The following is a 14,671-nucleotide window of genomic DNA, read 5'->3' on the forward strand; positions in this document are numbered from 1 at the left end:
ACGTTCAGCCTTCGCAGCAGTGCTTCGCGGTGCTCGCCGGCAGGTCGAGCGCGGGATTGCGGTCGAAGAACCCGACGGGCTTGAGCTTGAACCCGGCGTAGTCGACGGGCATGACCGGCCAGTCCTCGGGCCGGGGGAAGTGCGTCAGCCCGAACGTGTGCCACAGCACCAGGTCTTCGCCTTCGATGTCGCGATTGCCCGCGACGAACGCCGGGAGACCGGCCTGGCCCGGATGCTGGTTGACGAAGTCGCCTGCGGGATAGCGCTCGGACTCGTCGTACTGCGTCACCCACAGGTGCTTCGTCGCGAACGCGGCGCGGGCGGCGATCGAACTCGACGGGTCGGCCAGGAGCACCGGCTGCCCCTCGGGGTGCAGGGCGTACCCGACGTCCTGGCCGAGCCGGTTCTGCTTGGTGGGATTGGTGATGTGCCAGACCCGGGCCTTGAGGTTGTCGGCGGTGCGCTGCCCCTCGGATTCGGTGGTCAGCTTCGTCTTCTGGCAGCGGAACGCGTTGCCCCACGGGTTCTCCGGCCCCATCGGGACGGGCACGGCATCCACTTCCTCGACAGTGTTCACGGTCCCGTCGACGGCCATGTCGAGGCGGGCCGAGAAGAGGTGCTGGTGGAACGGGGCACCGAGCCCGGGTGCCATCTGAGTGGAGAATCCCTCCGGACCGCGGTAGGCGGAGGTGAACACGATTCCGGTGGCCTTCGCCTCGAGTTCGATGGTGCCGTCCAGGTAGAGGTACCAGTAGAACCCGTAGTCGTAGTTGCCGATGGTGAGGAAGAACGAGATGACGAGGCGACGCGAGCGGCGGGTCTCGGTCATGCCGTTGAACATGTCGGTGTGCTTCCACAGGACGCCGTAGTCCTCCTCGTGGAGGCAGATCGCGTTCTTCATCACCCGCGGGTCGCCGGCCTCGTCGGCGATGGTGACGTCGAAGTACTGGATCTCACCGAGGCAGTCGCAGCCGAGTTCGAGCGAGTTCGTGTACCGGCCGAACAGGTACTCCCCCTGGTCGAAGTAGTTCTGCCAGTATCGAACCGGGGACGGATCGGCGTACGGGACCACCATCTCCGCGATCGACGCCCGGTAGATCACGGGACGCTCGACTCCCCCGTCGTCGAACGACAGCTGGTGCAGTGTCAGTCCTTCCCGCACGTCGAAACCGAAGCGGAACTTCCAGTCGGCCCAGGTGATCTCGTTGCCGTCGACGGAGAAGCTGGCACCCTCGGGCTGCGTGATCTCGATCGGCTTGAGATCGGTACGGGTGGGCCTCGCGTGCGGTTCGGCGTCCCATTCACCACGCTCGGCGGGCACCGGTAGCTCGATTTCGTCGACCACCTTCACGACGCGGCGCTCGGTGAGGTCCACGTAGGCCACCACCCCGTCGATGGGGTGCGCCCACGGCAGGTCCGCCTTGTCCTCCTGGTGGAAGGCGAGTACGCGGACGATGCGGTGCCCGACCTCGTCCTCGTGGCCGAACACCCCGGCCGACAGGGGAACCGCCCGGACCTTCGACGGTTCGATGTCCCGCTTCGCCATCGCTGCGAGCCAGTCGGAGCTGCCGAGCAGGAACGCCTCGATGTCCTCGAACTCCTCGTCGAGAATCGGGACGTGACCGTCGGTGGCGGAATCGACCGTGGTGGAGCTGATCACACGGTTCTCCGTCACCGACACGACGAGGTCGGTGCCGATGCCGGTGGACCGGTCGAGCAGCAGGATCCGGGCGCGGCGCTCGATCGGATCGCCCGGGGTGAACGCGAGGACCGTCGACTTGTGCGGCTCGGCGAGTGCGACGAACACGAAGCGCACGTTCTCGCCGACCAGGCCCTCGTCGGTGAGGAGTGCTTTCGCCGAACGGATCTCGTCCGCGGACAACGGGGTGAGCGGATGATCCGGGGCGGCGGAACCGACGGTGGCCGGGGTCTCGGTGGTGGCGGTACTCATCGTGCGATCTCCTTGTCGAGGACGGTGTCGTTCGTGTGGTGCTGCGGCGCAGCGGTATCGATGTGTCGTGCGGCGTGGGGCCTGAGCACGGCGACTGCGGCTCCCCCGGCGAAGGTTCCGACGAGCAGAACCCCGATGACGGCGGCGAGTGTGCTGGACCCGCCCACGAGAAGCGGGAGGTTGGCGACGGTCATGATCAGCAGCCCGGCCAGGCCGACGAGCCCGAGCAGGGGTGCGATCACCGTGTTCCACAGTCGCCGGTCCACCCGGGTCCGGCCGAAGTAGACGAGGACGGCCACGGACGTCAGGGTCATCAGTGCGACGATGCCGACCGACGACACCCCGGCGAACCAGGCGAACACCTCGGTCACCGGGTCGAGCCCGGCGACGGCGGACGCGACGATCAGAACGAGCGCGGACGCCGTCTGCACGACCGACGCGATGTACGGCGACGCGTGCCTGTCATGCGAACGGCCGCAGCCGGCGGGCAGGGCCGCGCTGTTCCCGAGGGAGAAGATGTACCGGGACAGCACGTTGTGGAAGGACAGCAGCGCGGCGAACAGGCTCGTGATCAGGAAGATCTGAACGAGGTCGCCCGCGATCGCGCCGACGTAGCGGGTGGCGGTCTCGGTGATCATGCCTTCCGGGTTCTCCGTCGCGATGGCGACGGCGCCCTCGTCGCCCCATGCGCTGACCATCGCCCAGCTCGACAGTGCGTAGAAGCCGCCGATGACGAGCAGCGCCAGGTAGGTGGCCCGGGGGATGGTGCGACCCGGGTCGCGGGCCTCGTCGCGGAAGACGGCGGTGGCCTCGAATCCGATGTACCCGGCGATGGCGAAGATCAGGGCGATGCCGGGTGCCCCCGAGAAGAACTCGCCGGGGTGGAACGCCGCCGTCGAGAACCCCTCGTCTCCACCGCCGCGGAGGATGACGGCGGCATCGATGACGAGGACGATCCCGACCTCGCAGACGAGCAGCACGCCGAGCACCTTGCCGGACAGGTCGATGTGCCGGTAGCCGAGGACCGCGACCACCGCGGTCACGGCCAGAGCCCACACGTACCAGGGAAGTTCGGGACCGCCGTGCGCGGTGACGAAATCGTTGACGGCGGCCCCGATGTATCCGTAGACCGCGCCCTGGACGGCGGTGTACGACAGCAGCGCGAGGAACGCGGAGCCGAGACCGGCGTGCCTGCCCAGGCCCTGCGTGACGTAGGTGTAGAACGCGCCGGCGCCGGGGAGGTGCTTGGCCATCGCGGTGAATCCGACGGCGAAGAACAGCAACACCACCGTGCAGACGACGTACGACGCGGGATAGGCGGCGCCGTTACCCGCCGAGATCCCCAGCGGGACGGTGCCGGCGATCACGGTCAACGGGGCCGCCGCCGCGACGACCATGAACACGATGGCACCCGGACCGAGGGTGCCTGCCAGTTTGCGAGACGCGCCGTCGCTGACTGCACTCGAGTGCGTTGAGGCGTTGGTTGTCATGGCTTCCTTCGACTTTCACGAGGCGAGGTGTGGGGGCGGCCGGGAATCTAGAGCGCGATGTTCACGGACTTGCTCTGGGTGTATTCACCGATGGCGCCCTCACCGAGTTCGCGTCCCCATCCGGACTGCTTGTAGCCGCCGAACGGAAGTGCGGTGTCGAACGCGTTGTGGCAGTTCACCCACACCGTGCCCGCCTTGATCTCGGCCGCCACCTCGTGGGCGCGGGAGACGTCCCGGGTCCACACGCTGGCGGCGAGGCCGTAGGGCGTGTCGTTGGCCGCGGCGCGGACCCCTTCGTCACGGTTGAACGGCACCGCGACCGCGACCGGTCCGAAGATCTCCTCCTGGTACACGCTGAAGTCGCGGTTCACGTCGACCAGCAGGGTCGGCTCGACGTAGTAGCCGGTGTCGCCGTGCCGCCCGCCACCGGCGAGGGCGCGGGCACCGGCGGCGAGCCCGGCGTCGATGTATCCGGTGACCTTGCCCAACTGCTCCTGCGAGATCAGCGGTCCGATGTCGTTGGTGGGGTCGAGGCCCGGCCCGATCTTCTGCGACTTCGCGAAATCGGCAACCCCGGACGTGAATTCGTCGAAGATCCGATCCTCGACGAGCAGACGCGTTCCGGCCGTGCAGGCCTGACCGTGGTTGAACAGGAACCCGCTGGCGACGCCCGGGATCGCGGCCTCGAGGTCGGCGTCGGAGAAGATCACCTGTGGGCTCTTGCCGCCGAGTTCGAGGGATACCTTCTTCAGGTTTCCCGACGCGGCGTTCACGATCTTCTTTCCCACCTCGGTGGATCCGGTGAACGCGACCTTGTCGACGTCGTCGTGACTCGACAGCGCCGCGCCGATGTCGCCGTAACCGGTGAGCACGTTGAACACGCCGTCGGGGACGCCGGCCTCGGCGATCACCTCGGCGAGGAGCAGCGCAGTGAGCGGGGTCTGCTCCGCAGGCTTGAGGATCATGGTGTTCGCGCAGGTCAGCGCCGGGGCCACCTTGAACGCGGCCATCACCAGCGGGAAGTTCCAGGGGATGATCTGCGCGCAGACGCCGATCGGTTCGCGGGTGGTGAACGCATGGAATCGTGCCCCGGGCGCCCACGGCACGGACACGGGGATGGTGCGGCCCTCGATCTTGGTGGCCCAGCCGGCGTAGTAGAAGAAGATCTCCGCCGCCCACGTCACGTCGACGGCCTTCGCGACCGCCACGGACTTGCCGTTGTCGATGGATTCGAGCTGCGCGAACTGATCGGCCCGGGCGAGGATTCCCTCGCCGATCTTCCAGAGGATCCGCTGACGTTCGGCGGGGGTGATCGAGCGCCACGGCCCGGACTCGAAGGCCCGCCGGGCCACTGCCACCGTGCGGTCCACGTCCTCGACGCCGGCGTGCGGGACCGTCGTGATCACCTGTCCGGTGGCGGGATCGACCGTCTCGAACGTGCGGCCCGACGCCGAGTCCACCCAGCGGCCGTCGACGAACATGCGCTTCGGCGACGACACGAAGTCGACGACTCGGGGGTCGAGGGCTGCTGGGGAGTGAACGACTGCAGTCATCATGTCCTCTTCGATGGGAGTGAATGAATCTATGATTGAATCCGGCTTCTGCAGAACACTTTTGGCGGTAATTTTCGCCTCGTCGTGCTGCGGCCTGAACCCACGATAAACCCCGGATGTGTCGCCGGTCACTACTGAATCCGGATGGGAATCCGCGGTTGCGGCATTCTCATTCGACATTTCCGGCCGCGGCGGCGTCGATTCTCATTCGACTTTTCCGGGTCGGCCCAGTTGATCTGCCCTACGCGCCGAACCCGGGTGCGGAATGGGGAACGCATTCTCCGGCCATTCTCATTCGAGGTGATCGAAAATTAATTCCGATCGGCGCATCACGCTCGACTCCTGCGCTAGCGTGCAACTCATGCAGCCCGGGGTCGATCACGTGCGGGCAGGCGCGAAAGTGTGGAGAGCAGGTGCGTGGTGTCCGGTACACCGAGAATCAGAAGTAGATCACCGGTCGCCGGTCTCGAGCGCGCGCGCCTGAGCTTCGTCCAGGTGCTCGGGCAGTCCGTGTCCGCGGTCGCACCGTCGGCGGTGATGGTCACGCTGCCCGCTCTCGTCATCCCCGACGCCGGCCGGGCGACCCTCGCAGTGTTCGCCGCCGCGGCGATCCTGATGACCGCGGTCGGCTACTGCGTCGGACAGTTCGCCACGCGGATGGTGGCCGTCAGCGGTCTCTACAGCTACATCGTGAAGGGTCTCGGGGCGGTCCCCGGTTTCGCCGGCGGCTGGTCGCTGCTCGTCGGTTACGCCGCCGCCGCCATGGCGAGCACGCTCGGCGCCGCGAGTTACCTCGCGGCGCTACTCGGCCGGGTCGGACTTCCGACGGGGTCAACGCTCATCGCGGTCCTCGCGGCGATCGTCGGGCTGCTCGCCCTGCTGCTGATGATCCGGGGGGTGAAGTTGTCGGCGCGGATCATGCTCGCCATCGAGGTCTTCGCCATCGTCGCCGCCTCGGCCGCCCTCGTCGTCGCGTTCGTCCAATCGGTCCGGGAGGGCGCGACCGCGTCGGCGGGCGGCGCGAAATCGGGGTCCGCGGTCGGGTTCGCCGTGCTGCTCGCGATCACGTCGTTCGTCGGATTCGAGAGCGCGGGCACGGTGGCGCGGGAAGCCCGCAACCCGTTCGTCACCGTTCCGCGCGCCATCCGGTGGACCCCGATCGCCCTGGGCGTTCTGTACGTGTTCGCGGCCGCCCTGCAACTGCCGGAGCCGGTGCGAGAGGGAGTCGACTCGCTGCCGATCGTCCTCACGTTGCCCGACACGTCCGGCGCCGGGTCGTCGGCGCTGTCGGTCGTGATGGAACTCGGCATCACCGCCTCCTGGTTCGCCTGCGTCCTCGGTTCGACGACCGCACTGTCGCGAACCCTGTTCGCGATGGGCCGCGAAGGAGTGGTTCCGACCGTGTTCGGCCGGACGCACCACCGGTTCCACACCCCGCACGTGGCGCTGGCGGCCGCGATGCCGGTGATCGTCGCCGTCCCCGTCGTCTACCTGTTCGTCAGCGGTTCGAGCCGCGACGTCCTGATCGGGCTGCTCGCGGTGTCCGCGCACGGCTACGTCCTCGCGTACGTGCTGCTGTGCGTCGCGACGCCGGCGTTCCTCCGGCGGATCGGCGAACTGACCCGGCTCCCCCTGGTCATCGGCGCGCTGGCGGCGACGGCGATGGTGGCACTGGTCGGGTGGGCGGCGTTCTCGCGAACGTACGTCGCGGGTGCGGCGACCGCCGTCTACGTGCTTCTCATGCTCCTCGGCGCCGCGGTGTTCGCGATCCGCGCGAGGCGATCCCCCGGAATCGGAGAACGGATGGGTGTGTACGACGAGGCCGTGGCCGACGACCTGCTGGGCCGCTACCGCCCGTGGGAGGTCCGCCGGTGAGCCCCGACGACAGGGCCCTGTCGGGTCGGCAGCCGAAGGCCGTCACCAGCGCACTGCGGGTGCTCGAGGAGGTGGCCCGCGCCGGCTCGGGTGTCACGGCGAAAGACATCGCCGCCCGCCTGTCGATGCCGTCGGCGACCACGTACCGGCTGCTCAACATCCTCGTCGGCGAAGGCTATGTGGTGCGGCTCCCCGACCTGTCGGGGTTCGCCCTGGGCCAGAAGATCGGGGTCCTCGTCGACGCCGCCGTCGTGCCCACCGTGTGTGCGGCGGCGCGGGAGGTCCTCGCCGAGCTTCGACTGTCGGTGCGCTTCGGGGTCCACCTCTTCTACTACACCAACGTCGCCGTCCGCACCGCCGACGCCGACCCCGAATATCCGCCGCCGGAGGACGAGTCGTTTCTCAACCAGCACCTGTACGCGTGTGCGGTCGGCAAGCTTCTCCTCGCGGAGAAGTCGGAACTCGAATCCGTGATCCCCCGTTGGGAGCCCCGGGCGCTGACGGCCCGCACCCTCGTCGCGCGGAGCGAACTGATCGCGAATCTGGACCTGATCCGCAGCCGGGGGTTCGCCACCCAACTCGCGGAGCTGCGGGACGCGTCGGCGTGTGTCGCCGTCCCCGTCCGGTCCGGATCGGGGACGCTCGTGGGCAGCCTGGCCCTGTCGGGGCACGTCGATCACGAACACCTCATGTTGCGCCACGTCCCGTCACTGCGGGAGCACGCGGAACGGCTCGCCCCGCTGATGGCCTGACGTCACGTCGACCGTGGCCCGAATTTTCTCCGAGTATTCACGCGCCGGTCCGTCGAAGTCAGGCGATATCCGGCGGACGGAAATAAGATGAGTGATGACGAAAAACCCGCCGGGCCCGCACCATCCGGTCGCCCTCGAAGCGGTCCCGTGAAGCCGGGACTGCCCCCGGTCCTCGCCGCGTGCGTGGTGGCGCTCGCGCTCCCGTGGACTCAGCCGGCCGCGGCGGACGCCGCACCGGACTCCCCCGTCCGGTACGTCGCATTGGGTGACTCGCGCGCCACCGGGTCACCTCAGGATCTGCTGTCGATTCGAGACGGGTGCTTCCGCACATCCGACGCGTACCCCCAGATCGTCGCCGACACCCTGAGCCCGGCATCGTACGTCAGCCGGGCGTGCGCGGGCGCGAAGACCGAAAATATTACGACAACACCGCAATTCACCGTCACCGGGCCGCAGCCTCCGCAGATCGGGGCCCTCCGGCCGGACACGACGCTCGTCACCGTCAGCATCGGCGGAAACGACATCGCGTGGTCGTCGTTGGTCGAGCCCTGCTACACGCCCGCCCCGGGGTTGGACGCGAAGTGTCGTGGCGACGCCATCACGGCGCGGCGCATGAACGACGCTCTCGCGGTGCTCGGCCCGAAGGTCTCCACCACCCTGGCCGCAATCGCCGCGAAGGCTCCGGCCGCAACAGTGCTCCTGGTGGGGCACGGGGGCATCTTCGGTGACCGCGGCTGCTGGCCCTTCGTCCCGGCGAGCGACGCCGACGCCGCCTTCGTGGTGCAGTTCTTCGTGCGAATGAACAACGTTCTCGCCGATGCAGCGCGCACCAACGGCGCCCGGTTCGTCGACGTGGCCGCCGCGGCGACGGGGCACGATGCGTGCGCCGGCCCCGATCGGCGCTGGTTCGAGGGCCTCGTCCCCCAGTCGTTCACGATGCCCCTGCACCCCACCCACGAGGGGCTGAACGCGATGGCCTCGCTGGTCGTCACCGCCCTTTTGTGACCGGCGGGCGGGCAGGCACGGCACTGCGGATACCCGACCTGGTGGCACACGCGGAAGCCCATCCGGTATACCCTTGAAACGGGTCGTACGGTTTGTTATCCGGCAACGGCCGTAACCGATACCGACACTCACACACAGAACATCGACATCGGTTTCCCGGCACGTGGATCTGCCACGGGCCGGGAACGGAAGGACCGCAGTGCTGTTGGCAGAAACGTCAGGAATACGGGCCCCCGCGGCCGCACCCCATCACGAGGGGTGGCGCGAGGTCGCCGCGTGCCGCGGAGTCGCATCGTCGGTGTTCTTCTCCCCCGACGGCGAACGCGGTCAGGCCCGGGCCCGTCGCGAGGCGAACGCCCAGCAGATCTGCGAGGACTGCCCGGTCCTCGCCCAGTGCCGCGACCACGCCCTGGCAGCGGACGAACCGTACGGAATCTGGGGAGGGATGACCGAGGCCGACCGCCGGCGCCACGCTCGCCGAACCCGCTCCGGCGAGCGCCGCTGACCGGTTCCGGACTCTCCGTGACGATTGCCGAACGGGTTGGCCACCTTGTTCGTCGGCGTGGTGGTGGTCATCTTCTCCATGACCGGAGTAGAGGTCGTCACGATCGCGGCCGCCGAATCGGCTCCCGTGACCGACCGAAGCGATCAGCTCGGCGTCGATCAGGCGCAGGCGGTACTGGCTGGCGTAGGTTCCGTCGACACCGAGTCTGACGGCAATCTGGCCGATCCGGCTCGGGCCGTCATCGTGTGACATCGCGACGAGGAACCTGCGATCGACATCGGAGATTCCCGCGAGGCTGGGCTCGAGGACCAGCGAGCCGATCCGGCGACGTGCCGCGGCAACACCGACGGTGACATCGTCTGAGGAGACGACGGCCGCGGTCCGGTTCTGACTCCAAATATGTTATCCGACAAACTGAATCAGAAACGGTTAGCCATTCGTCGCCTCTGCCGCGGTGCGGCAGTCGGCGTCGGCGATCGCGCGCCCGGTTCCCTCGATCGGCTCACGAATCGCCCGTGCCACCTCGTCTAGGGGCACCGCCCTCAGGGAATGGCGGTCGGCACGCGCGCCCCGGTGCAGATCGTCGCGCGACCGGGACACCGGGACCGTCGTCGAGGGCGTCCCCGAAGTCTGCGACGAGATCGGCGCGACCCACCAGAGCCGGGGGGCGCACCGAACGACGGGGTGAACGGGTTCCCCATGGGGAGGACACCACCAGCCTCTTTAGCTTTCTTTAGTGTTTTTGGCTTTCTTTAGTGTTTTTGGCCCTTTTAGGGTTAAGTAGCGTTCCGTTCCACGCCAGACCCACCGCTCGGTGTCCTCGACCATCCAGTCCACGTCCCCGCACAATCGCGGCCATCACCGCGAACACGACGCCGAAGGGCAACCCTCCTCGGGCGGAATCCTCGGCCCAGGACACTCGATGCGGCTACGGGAGGAAAGCACGTAGCCGCCGCGACGCGCACCACGCGGAGCTCAACCAGATGCCGTGCCGGTCGGCGGGTGCTTCGTCGCCGCCCTGGATCGAATCGGCATTCCGGGTACGGCGAACCTGCTCAACCTCGTCATCCTGGTTGTGGTGCTGTCGGTGTTCAACTCCGGATGCGTGATGCTCGCGGCCTTGTTCCCGGACACGGTGTTTCTGTTCCTCATCAACGCCTCCGGCGGTGTTCCTGTTCGTGTACTTCACGACCTGCATCTCCGAACTGCGGCTGCGCCGGCGGTGGAAAAAGGGAGGACCCAGGCCTGCTCCAGTTCCGGATGTCGCTGTACCCGGGCCCGCCGATCCTGGTGACGACATCGCTGCGACGGGGACCACATGTCCCCCGCGCGAAATGCCGTAACCGGGCGCTGCCGAAGCCGCTGGTCGACGCTCTGACCCCGGCGACTCGACAAATGTAGGGCAGATCGCGAAAACCTCTCATCATTTGCCGGTCGTGACCCAGCTCACGCGTTCCTAGTGTTGACGGCGTACCAAACGTCGGATCCTCACGGATCAGCAGAAACACATCTTCGATAGGAGCAACTGATGACAACCACCGTTGGCTTTGTGGGCCTCGGAAACATCGGTGGCCGGGTAGTTGCACACCTGGTCAAGGCGGGTCACGACGTCGCGGTGTACGACCTGAACACGGCGTCCGTCGACGCAGCGGTCGCCCTCGGTGCCCGCTCGGTGGCCTCTCCGGCCGAGGCAGCGACCAAGGCCGAGGCGCTGTTCCTGAGCCTGCCCACCCCGGCGATCGTCGAAGGCGTTGTCGCAGAGGTTCTGCAGCAGCGCAATCAGGGCCTGGTCATCGTCGATCACAGCACGATCGACCCGGACACCACCCGTCGTCTCGCCCAGGACGCGCAGGCCGCCGGTGCCAGCTTCCTCGACGCACCCGTCAGCGGCGGCGTCCAGGGCGCCGAGGCCGGCACCCTCGCGGTGATGCTCGGCGGCGACGAAGCCTCGGTGAAGAAGGTGATCCCGCTCATCGAAACCTACGCGGGCAACATCTTCCACGTCGGACCCTCCGGAAGCGGCCAGGCGATCAAGCTCGCCAACAACCAGGTCACCGCCGCGAACATCGTCGCCCTCGGTGAAGGCCTGAGCAGTGCCGTCGCCGCCGGCGTCGACCTCGACACCGCCGTCGCGGTGCTGACCAAGAGCTCGGCCAACAGCAACGTGCTGAGCAACTACTTCCCCAAGACCCTGTTCACCGAGGAGCGACCCACCGGGTTCGCGCTCGACTTCATGCACAAGGATCTCGGGCTGTTCCTCGACGCCGCCGGCAAGTCCGAACTCCCCACCCCGATCACCAGCTTGGTGCGCGACCTGTTCAGCATCGGCCAGCGCGACGGCCGCGGCGGCAAGGACTTCACCAGCGTCGTCGAGTTCTACGAAGACTTCACCGGCATTCGCCTGCAGACGAAGGGAAACCACCAGTGAGCACCTCCACCATGACCACCGCCACCAAGGTCAGCCAGCTCATCGGCGGCGAATGGGGCCCAGCAGATTCCGGTGACTGGATCGAGGTCGAAAACCCTGCCCGCCGTGAGGTTCTGGCCCTCATTCCGAACTCCGGCGAATCCGACGTCAACCGCGCCGTCGCCGCCGCCAAGACCGCATTCGGACCGTGGAAGGCACTGCCTGCCCGCGACCGTGGTGCACTGCTGATCAAGATCGGCGACAAGATCGCCGAAAACCAGGAACAACTCGCCCGGATCATCGCCTCGGAGACCGGCAACGCCCTGCGCACCCAGGCACGCGGTGAGGCGGCGAGCGGCGCCGACATCTTCCGCTTCTACGGCCAGATCGCCTCCGAGCAGAAGGGCGAAACCCTGCCGTTCGGTGACAACCTCGTCAGCTACACCGTGCGCGAACCGCTCGGAGTCGTAGGCGGCATCGTCCCGTGGAACGCCCCGGTCACCCTGTCGTCGCTGAAAATCGCCATGGCACTGGCGATGGGCAACACTCTGGTCCTCAAGACCGCCGAACTCGCCCCACTGGCAGTGCTCCAGCTCGCCGAATGGGCCGCGGAAATCCTCCCCGCCGGGGTGCTCAACGTGCTGACCGGGTCGGGACAGAGGGTCGGTGTGCCGCTGTCGAAGCACCCCGACGTCGCGAAGCTGACCTTCACCGGGTCCACCGGAGTCGGCAAGGACATCCTCGCCGCGGCAGCGGACCGGATCGTGCCGGTCACCCTCGAACTCGGCGGCAAATCGCCGGCGATCGTGTTCCCGGACTCGGACGACGACGCCACCGTCGACGGCGTCATCGCCGGAATGCGGTTCACCCGCCAGGGTCAGTCCTGCACCGCAGGCTCGCGGCTCTACCTGCACGAGGACATCTTCGACTCGTTCCTCGAGAAGCTGAAAAACAAGCTGGCCGGCTTCACGATCGGCGACCCGCTGGATGAGGCCACCGACATCGGGGCCATCGTCAGCGAGAAGCAGTTCGACACCGTCTGCCGCTACATCAACTCCGGCATCGAGCAGGGCGGCACCGTCATCACCGGCGGCCCCGGACGCCCGCTCGACGGCGAGGGCTTCTTCGTCGCCCCGACGGTGATCACCGGCGCCGACGCCGACTGGGACATCACCCGCGAAGAGGTCTTCGGCCCCGTCCTCGTGGTCATCCCGTGGAAGGACGAGGACGAGGTCCTGGCCGCGGCCAATGACAGCACCTACGGTCTGGCCGGCTACGTGTGGACCAAGGACATCACCAAGGCGATCCGCACCGCCAATGCCCTCGAGGTCGGCTGGGTGCAGATCAACCGCGGCGGCGGTCAGCTTCCCGGTATGTCCTACGGCGGCATCAAGCAGTCCGGCCTCGGCCGCGAGTACTCCGTCGACGGGGCACTCGAAAGCTTCACCCAGGTCAAGAACATCACCATCGCGGTCTGATCCCCGCCTCTCCCGGCGCCGCTGTGGCGGCGCCGGGAGCCCCTCGGGCGTCCTCGGACTTGCGCCTCTCCCGCAGTCGATCCGAACCCCAGCTAGAGCAACCGAGCGACGCCCGGCACCCCTGCGTGCCACGGTCGTCCTCGCCGACCCTGGACACAAGGACACACCATGACAGTCGACAGTTCGCACGAACAGTTGAACGAGGACGGCCTCGCACAAGGCCTGAACAAACGACACATCCGGATGATCGCCATCGGCGGCGCCATCGGAGTGGGCCTGTTCCTCGGCTCCGGCAAGGGAATCTCCTACGCCGGACCGGCCCTGATCGGTGTCTACGCGATCACCGGCGTGTTCATCTTCATCATCATGCGCGCCCTCGGGGAGCTGCTGATGTACCGGCCCGTCACCGGCAGTTTCGCAGAGTACGCCCGCGAGTTCCTCGGTCCTGCTTACGGTTTCATCACCGGCTGGGGGTATTGGATCACCTGGACGATCATCGGCATGGCCGAGCTCACCGCCGCGGGCATCTTCGTCAAGTTCTGGTTTCCCTCGATGCCGCAGTATCTGACCGCCCTCATCGCGCTGATCGCCCTCGTCTGTCTGAACTTGGCGAAGGTCGGCTTTTTCGGTGAGGCCGAATTCTGGTTCGCCTCCATCAAGGTCATCACCATCGTCGCCCTCATTGCAGGCGGAATCTTCGCTCTCGTCTTCAATGTGGGTAAGGCAGGTCAGGAGGGCGGTATCGCCAACCTGTGGGATCACGGCGGTATCGCCCCGCACGGTCTGCTGGCTGTGCTGCTCGCCTTCCAGATCGTGGTCTTTTCCTACCAGGGCGTCGAATTGATCGGCATGACTGCCGCCGAGACGAAGGACCGGGCCACCGTCCTGCCCAAGGCGATCAATTCCATCCCCTGGCGGATCGGCATCTTCTACGTCGGCACCCTGGTCGTGCTGCTCTCCCTGTTCCCGTGGGACCAGTTCAACGCCGACTCGAGCCCGTTCGTGAAGGGCTTCACTCAGATCGGGCTCCCCGCCGCCGCCAGCATCATGAACTTCGTCGTCCTCGCCTCGGCACTGTCGTCGTGCAGCGCAGGCCTGTTCAGCAACGGCCGCCTGCTCAAGAAGCTCGCCTCCGACGGGGTGGCCCCGAAAATGTTCGAGAAGACCAACCGCGGGCACGTCCCGGCGGCGGCGATCATCGCGTCGGGCTCGCTGATGCTGGTCGGTGTCGCGATCAACGCGATCGTCCCGGAGAAGGCGTTCTCCTACATCTCCTCGGTCGCCACCCTCGGCGCCATCTGGTCCTGGGGCGTCATCGTCGCCTGCCACCTCGTCTACCGGCGCCGCGTCGAACGCGGCGACCTGCCCGCCAGTGCCTTCCGGCTGCCGCTCGCCAAGCCGTTGTGCTGGGCCACCCTCGCCTTCCTCACCGCGGTCACCGTCCTGCTCGCGTTCGACGAGGGTCAGCGGATCGCCCTCTATGCCCTGCCGATCTGGGCCGTCGTGCTCCTTGCCGGCTACTACCTGTCCACCCGCCGGACAGTAGACATCGCGCCGACCCCGAACCGGTCCCCGGACAACGACCATCCCGCATTGCATCCCTGACAACCGAGTCGGCCGCACCCAGAAACCCGGGTGCGGCCTGCTCGCCGTCC

The 14,671-nt window shown here is 67.4% G+C and carries 12 protein-coding genes; 9 read left to right on the plus strand and 3 right to left on the minus strand.

Going from position 1 to position 14,671, the window contains the following annotated elements:
- Positions 1-4: 4 nt before the first annotated feature.
- Genes ROP_RS11610 through ROP_RS11620 form a run of 3 tightly spaced genes read right to left on the minus strand, consistent with a single transcriptional unit; the run spans position 5 to position 4,994 of the window.
- A complete protein-coding gene (locus ROP_RS11610) occupies positions 5-1,951 on the minus strand; it encodes a primary-amine oxidase (protein WP_012689537.1) in 1,947 nt (648 codons plus the stop codon).
- Complete coding sequence (locus tag ROP_RS11615) at positions 1,948-3,441, minus strand: APC family permease (protein ID WP_012689538.1); 1,494 nt, start codon at positions 3,439-3,441, stop codon at positions 1,948-1,950. The genes ROP_RS11610 and ROP_RS11615 overlap by 4 nt, the downstream gene beginning before the upstream one ends.
- 47 nt (positions 3,442-3,488) lie before the next feature.
- On the minus strand, positions 3,489-4,994 hold the full coding sequence (locus ROP_RS11620; protein WP_012689539.1) for an aldehyde dehydrogenase family protein: 1,506 nt from the start codon (positions 4,992-4,994) through the stop codon (positions 3,489-3,491).
- 420 nt (positions 4,995-5,414) lie between these two features.
- Here ROP_RS11620 and ROP_RS11625 point away from each other — a divergent pair, with 420 nt between their 5' ends.
- The 9 genes from ROP_RS11625 (at position 5,415) to ROP_RS11665 (ending at position 14,621) form a co-directional block, all read left to right on the plus strand.
- A complete protein-coding gene (locus ROP_RS11625) occupies positions 5,415-6,869 on the plus strand; it encodes an APC family permease (RefSeq protein WP_193384886.1) in 1,455 nt (484 codons plus the stop codon).
- A complete protein-coding gene (locus tag ROP_RS11630) occupies positions 6,866-7,621 on the plus strand; it encodes an IclR family transcriptional regulator (RefSeq protein WP_012689541.1) in 756 nt (251 codons plus the stop codon). The genes ROP_RS11625 and ROP_RS11630 overlap by 4 nt, the downstream gene beginning before the upstream one ends.
- Before the next feature lie 87 nt (positions 7,622-7,708).
- Positions 7,709-8,626, plus strand: a complete 918-nt coding sequence (locus ROP_RS11635) for an SGNH/GDSL hydrolase family protein (RefSeq protein WP_148222447.1) — start codon at positions 7,709-7,711, stop codon at positions 8,624-8,626.
- 199 nt (positions 8,627-8,825) lie between these two features.
- Entirely contained in the window at positions 8,826-9,131 is a 306-nt protein-coding gene (locus ROP_RS11640; protein WP_012689543.1) for a WhiB family transcriptional regulator, read from the plus strand.
- 45 nt (positions 9,132-9,176) lie between these two features.
- Complete coding sequence (locus ROP_RS40355; RefSeq protein ID WP_162471087.1) at positions 9,177-9,380, plus strand: hypothetical protein; 204 nt, start codon at positions 9,177-9,179, stop codon at positions 9,378-9,380.
- 739 nt (positions 9,381-10,119) lie between these two features.
- Positions 10,120-10,425: a hypothetical protein gene (locus tag ROP_RS11650; protein ID WP_012689545.1), complete on the plus strand. Its 306-nt coding sequence runs from the start codon at positions 10,120-10,122 to the stop codon at positions 10,423-10,425.
- A 234-nt stretch (positions 10,426-10,659) separates the two neighbouring features.
- The gene (locus ROP_RS11655; protein ID WP_012689546.1) at positions 10,660-11,559 is read left to right on the plus strand and encodes an NAD(P)-dependent oxidoreductase; all 900 of its coding nucleotides are present in this window, start codon (positions 10,660-10,662) and stop codon (positions 11,557-11,559) included.
- Positions 11,556-13,016: an aldehyde dehydrogenase family protein gene (locus tag ROP_RS11660; protein ID WP_012689547.1), complete on the plus strand. Its 1,461-nt coding sequence runs from the start codon at positions 11,556-11,558 to the stop codon at positions 13,014-13,016. The genes ROP_RS11655 and ROP_RS11660 overlap by 4 nt, the downstream gene beginning before the upstream one ends.
- A 168-nt stretch (positions 13,017-13,184) precedes the next feature.
- A complete protein-coding gene (locus ROP_RS11665) occupies positions 13,185-14,621 on the plus strand; it encodes an amino acid permease (protein WP_012689548.1) in 1,437 nt (478 codons plus the stop codon).
- Positions 14,622-14,671 lie beyond the last annotated feature (50 nt).

Source organism: Rhodococcus opacus B4 (assembly GCF_000010805.1).
Lineage (GTDB): Bacteria > Actinomycetota > Actinomycetes > Mycobacteriales > Mycobacteriaceae > Rhodococcus_F > Rhodococcus_F opacus_C.

Bases quoted from the DNA above. Each gene is read 5' to 3' on its own strand.
- ROP_RS11610 (WP_012689537.1), bottom strand. From the start codon at position 1,951: ATGAGTACCGCCACCACCGAGACCCCGGCCACCGTCGGTTCCGCCGCC.
- ROP_RS11635 (WP_148222447.1), top strand. From the start codon at position 7,709: ATGAGTGATGACGAAAAACCCGCCGGGCCCGCACCATCCGGTCGCCCT.
- ROP_RS11620 (WP_012689539.1), bottom strand. From the start codon at position 4,994: ATGACTGCAGTCGTTCACTCCCCAGCAGCCCTCGACCCCCGAGTCGTC.
- ROP_RS11665 (WP_012689548.1), top strand. From the start codon at position 13,185: ATGACAGTCGACAGTTCGCACGAACAGTTGAACGAGGACGGCCTCGCA.
- ROP_RS11655 (WP_012689546.1), top strand. From the start codon at position 10,660: ATGACAACCACCGTTGGCTTTGTGGGCCTCGGAAACATCGGTGGCCGG.
- ROP_RS11615 (WP_012689538.1), bottom strand. From the start codon at position 3,441: ATGACAACCAACGCCTCAACGCACTCGAGTGCAGTCAGCGACGGCGCG.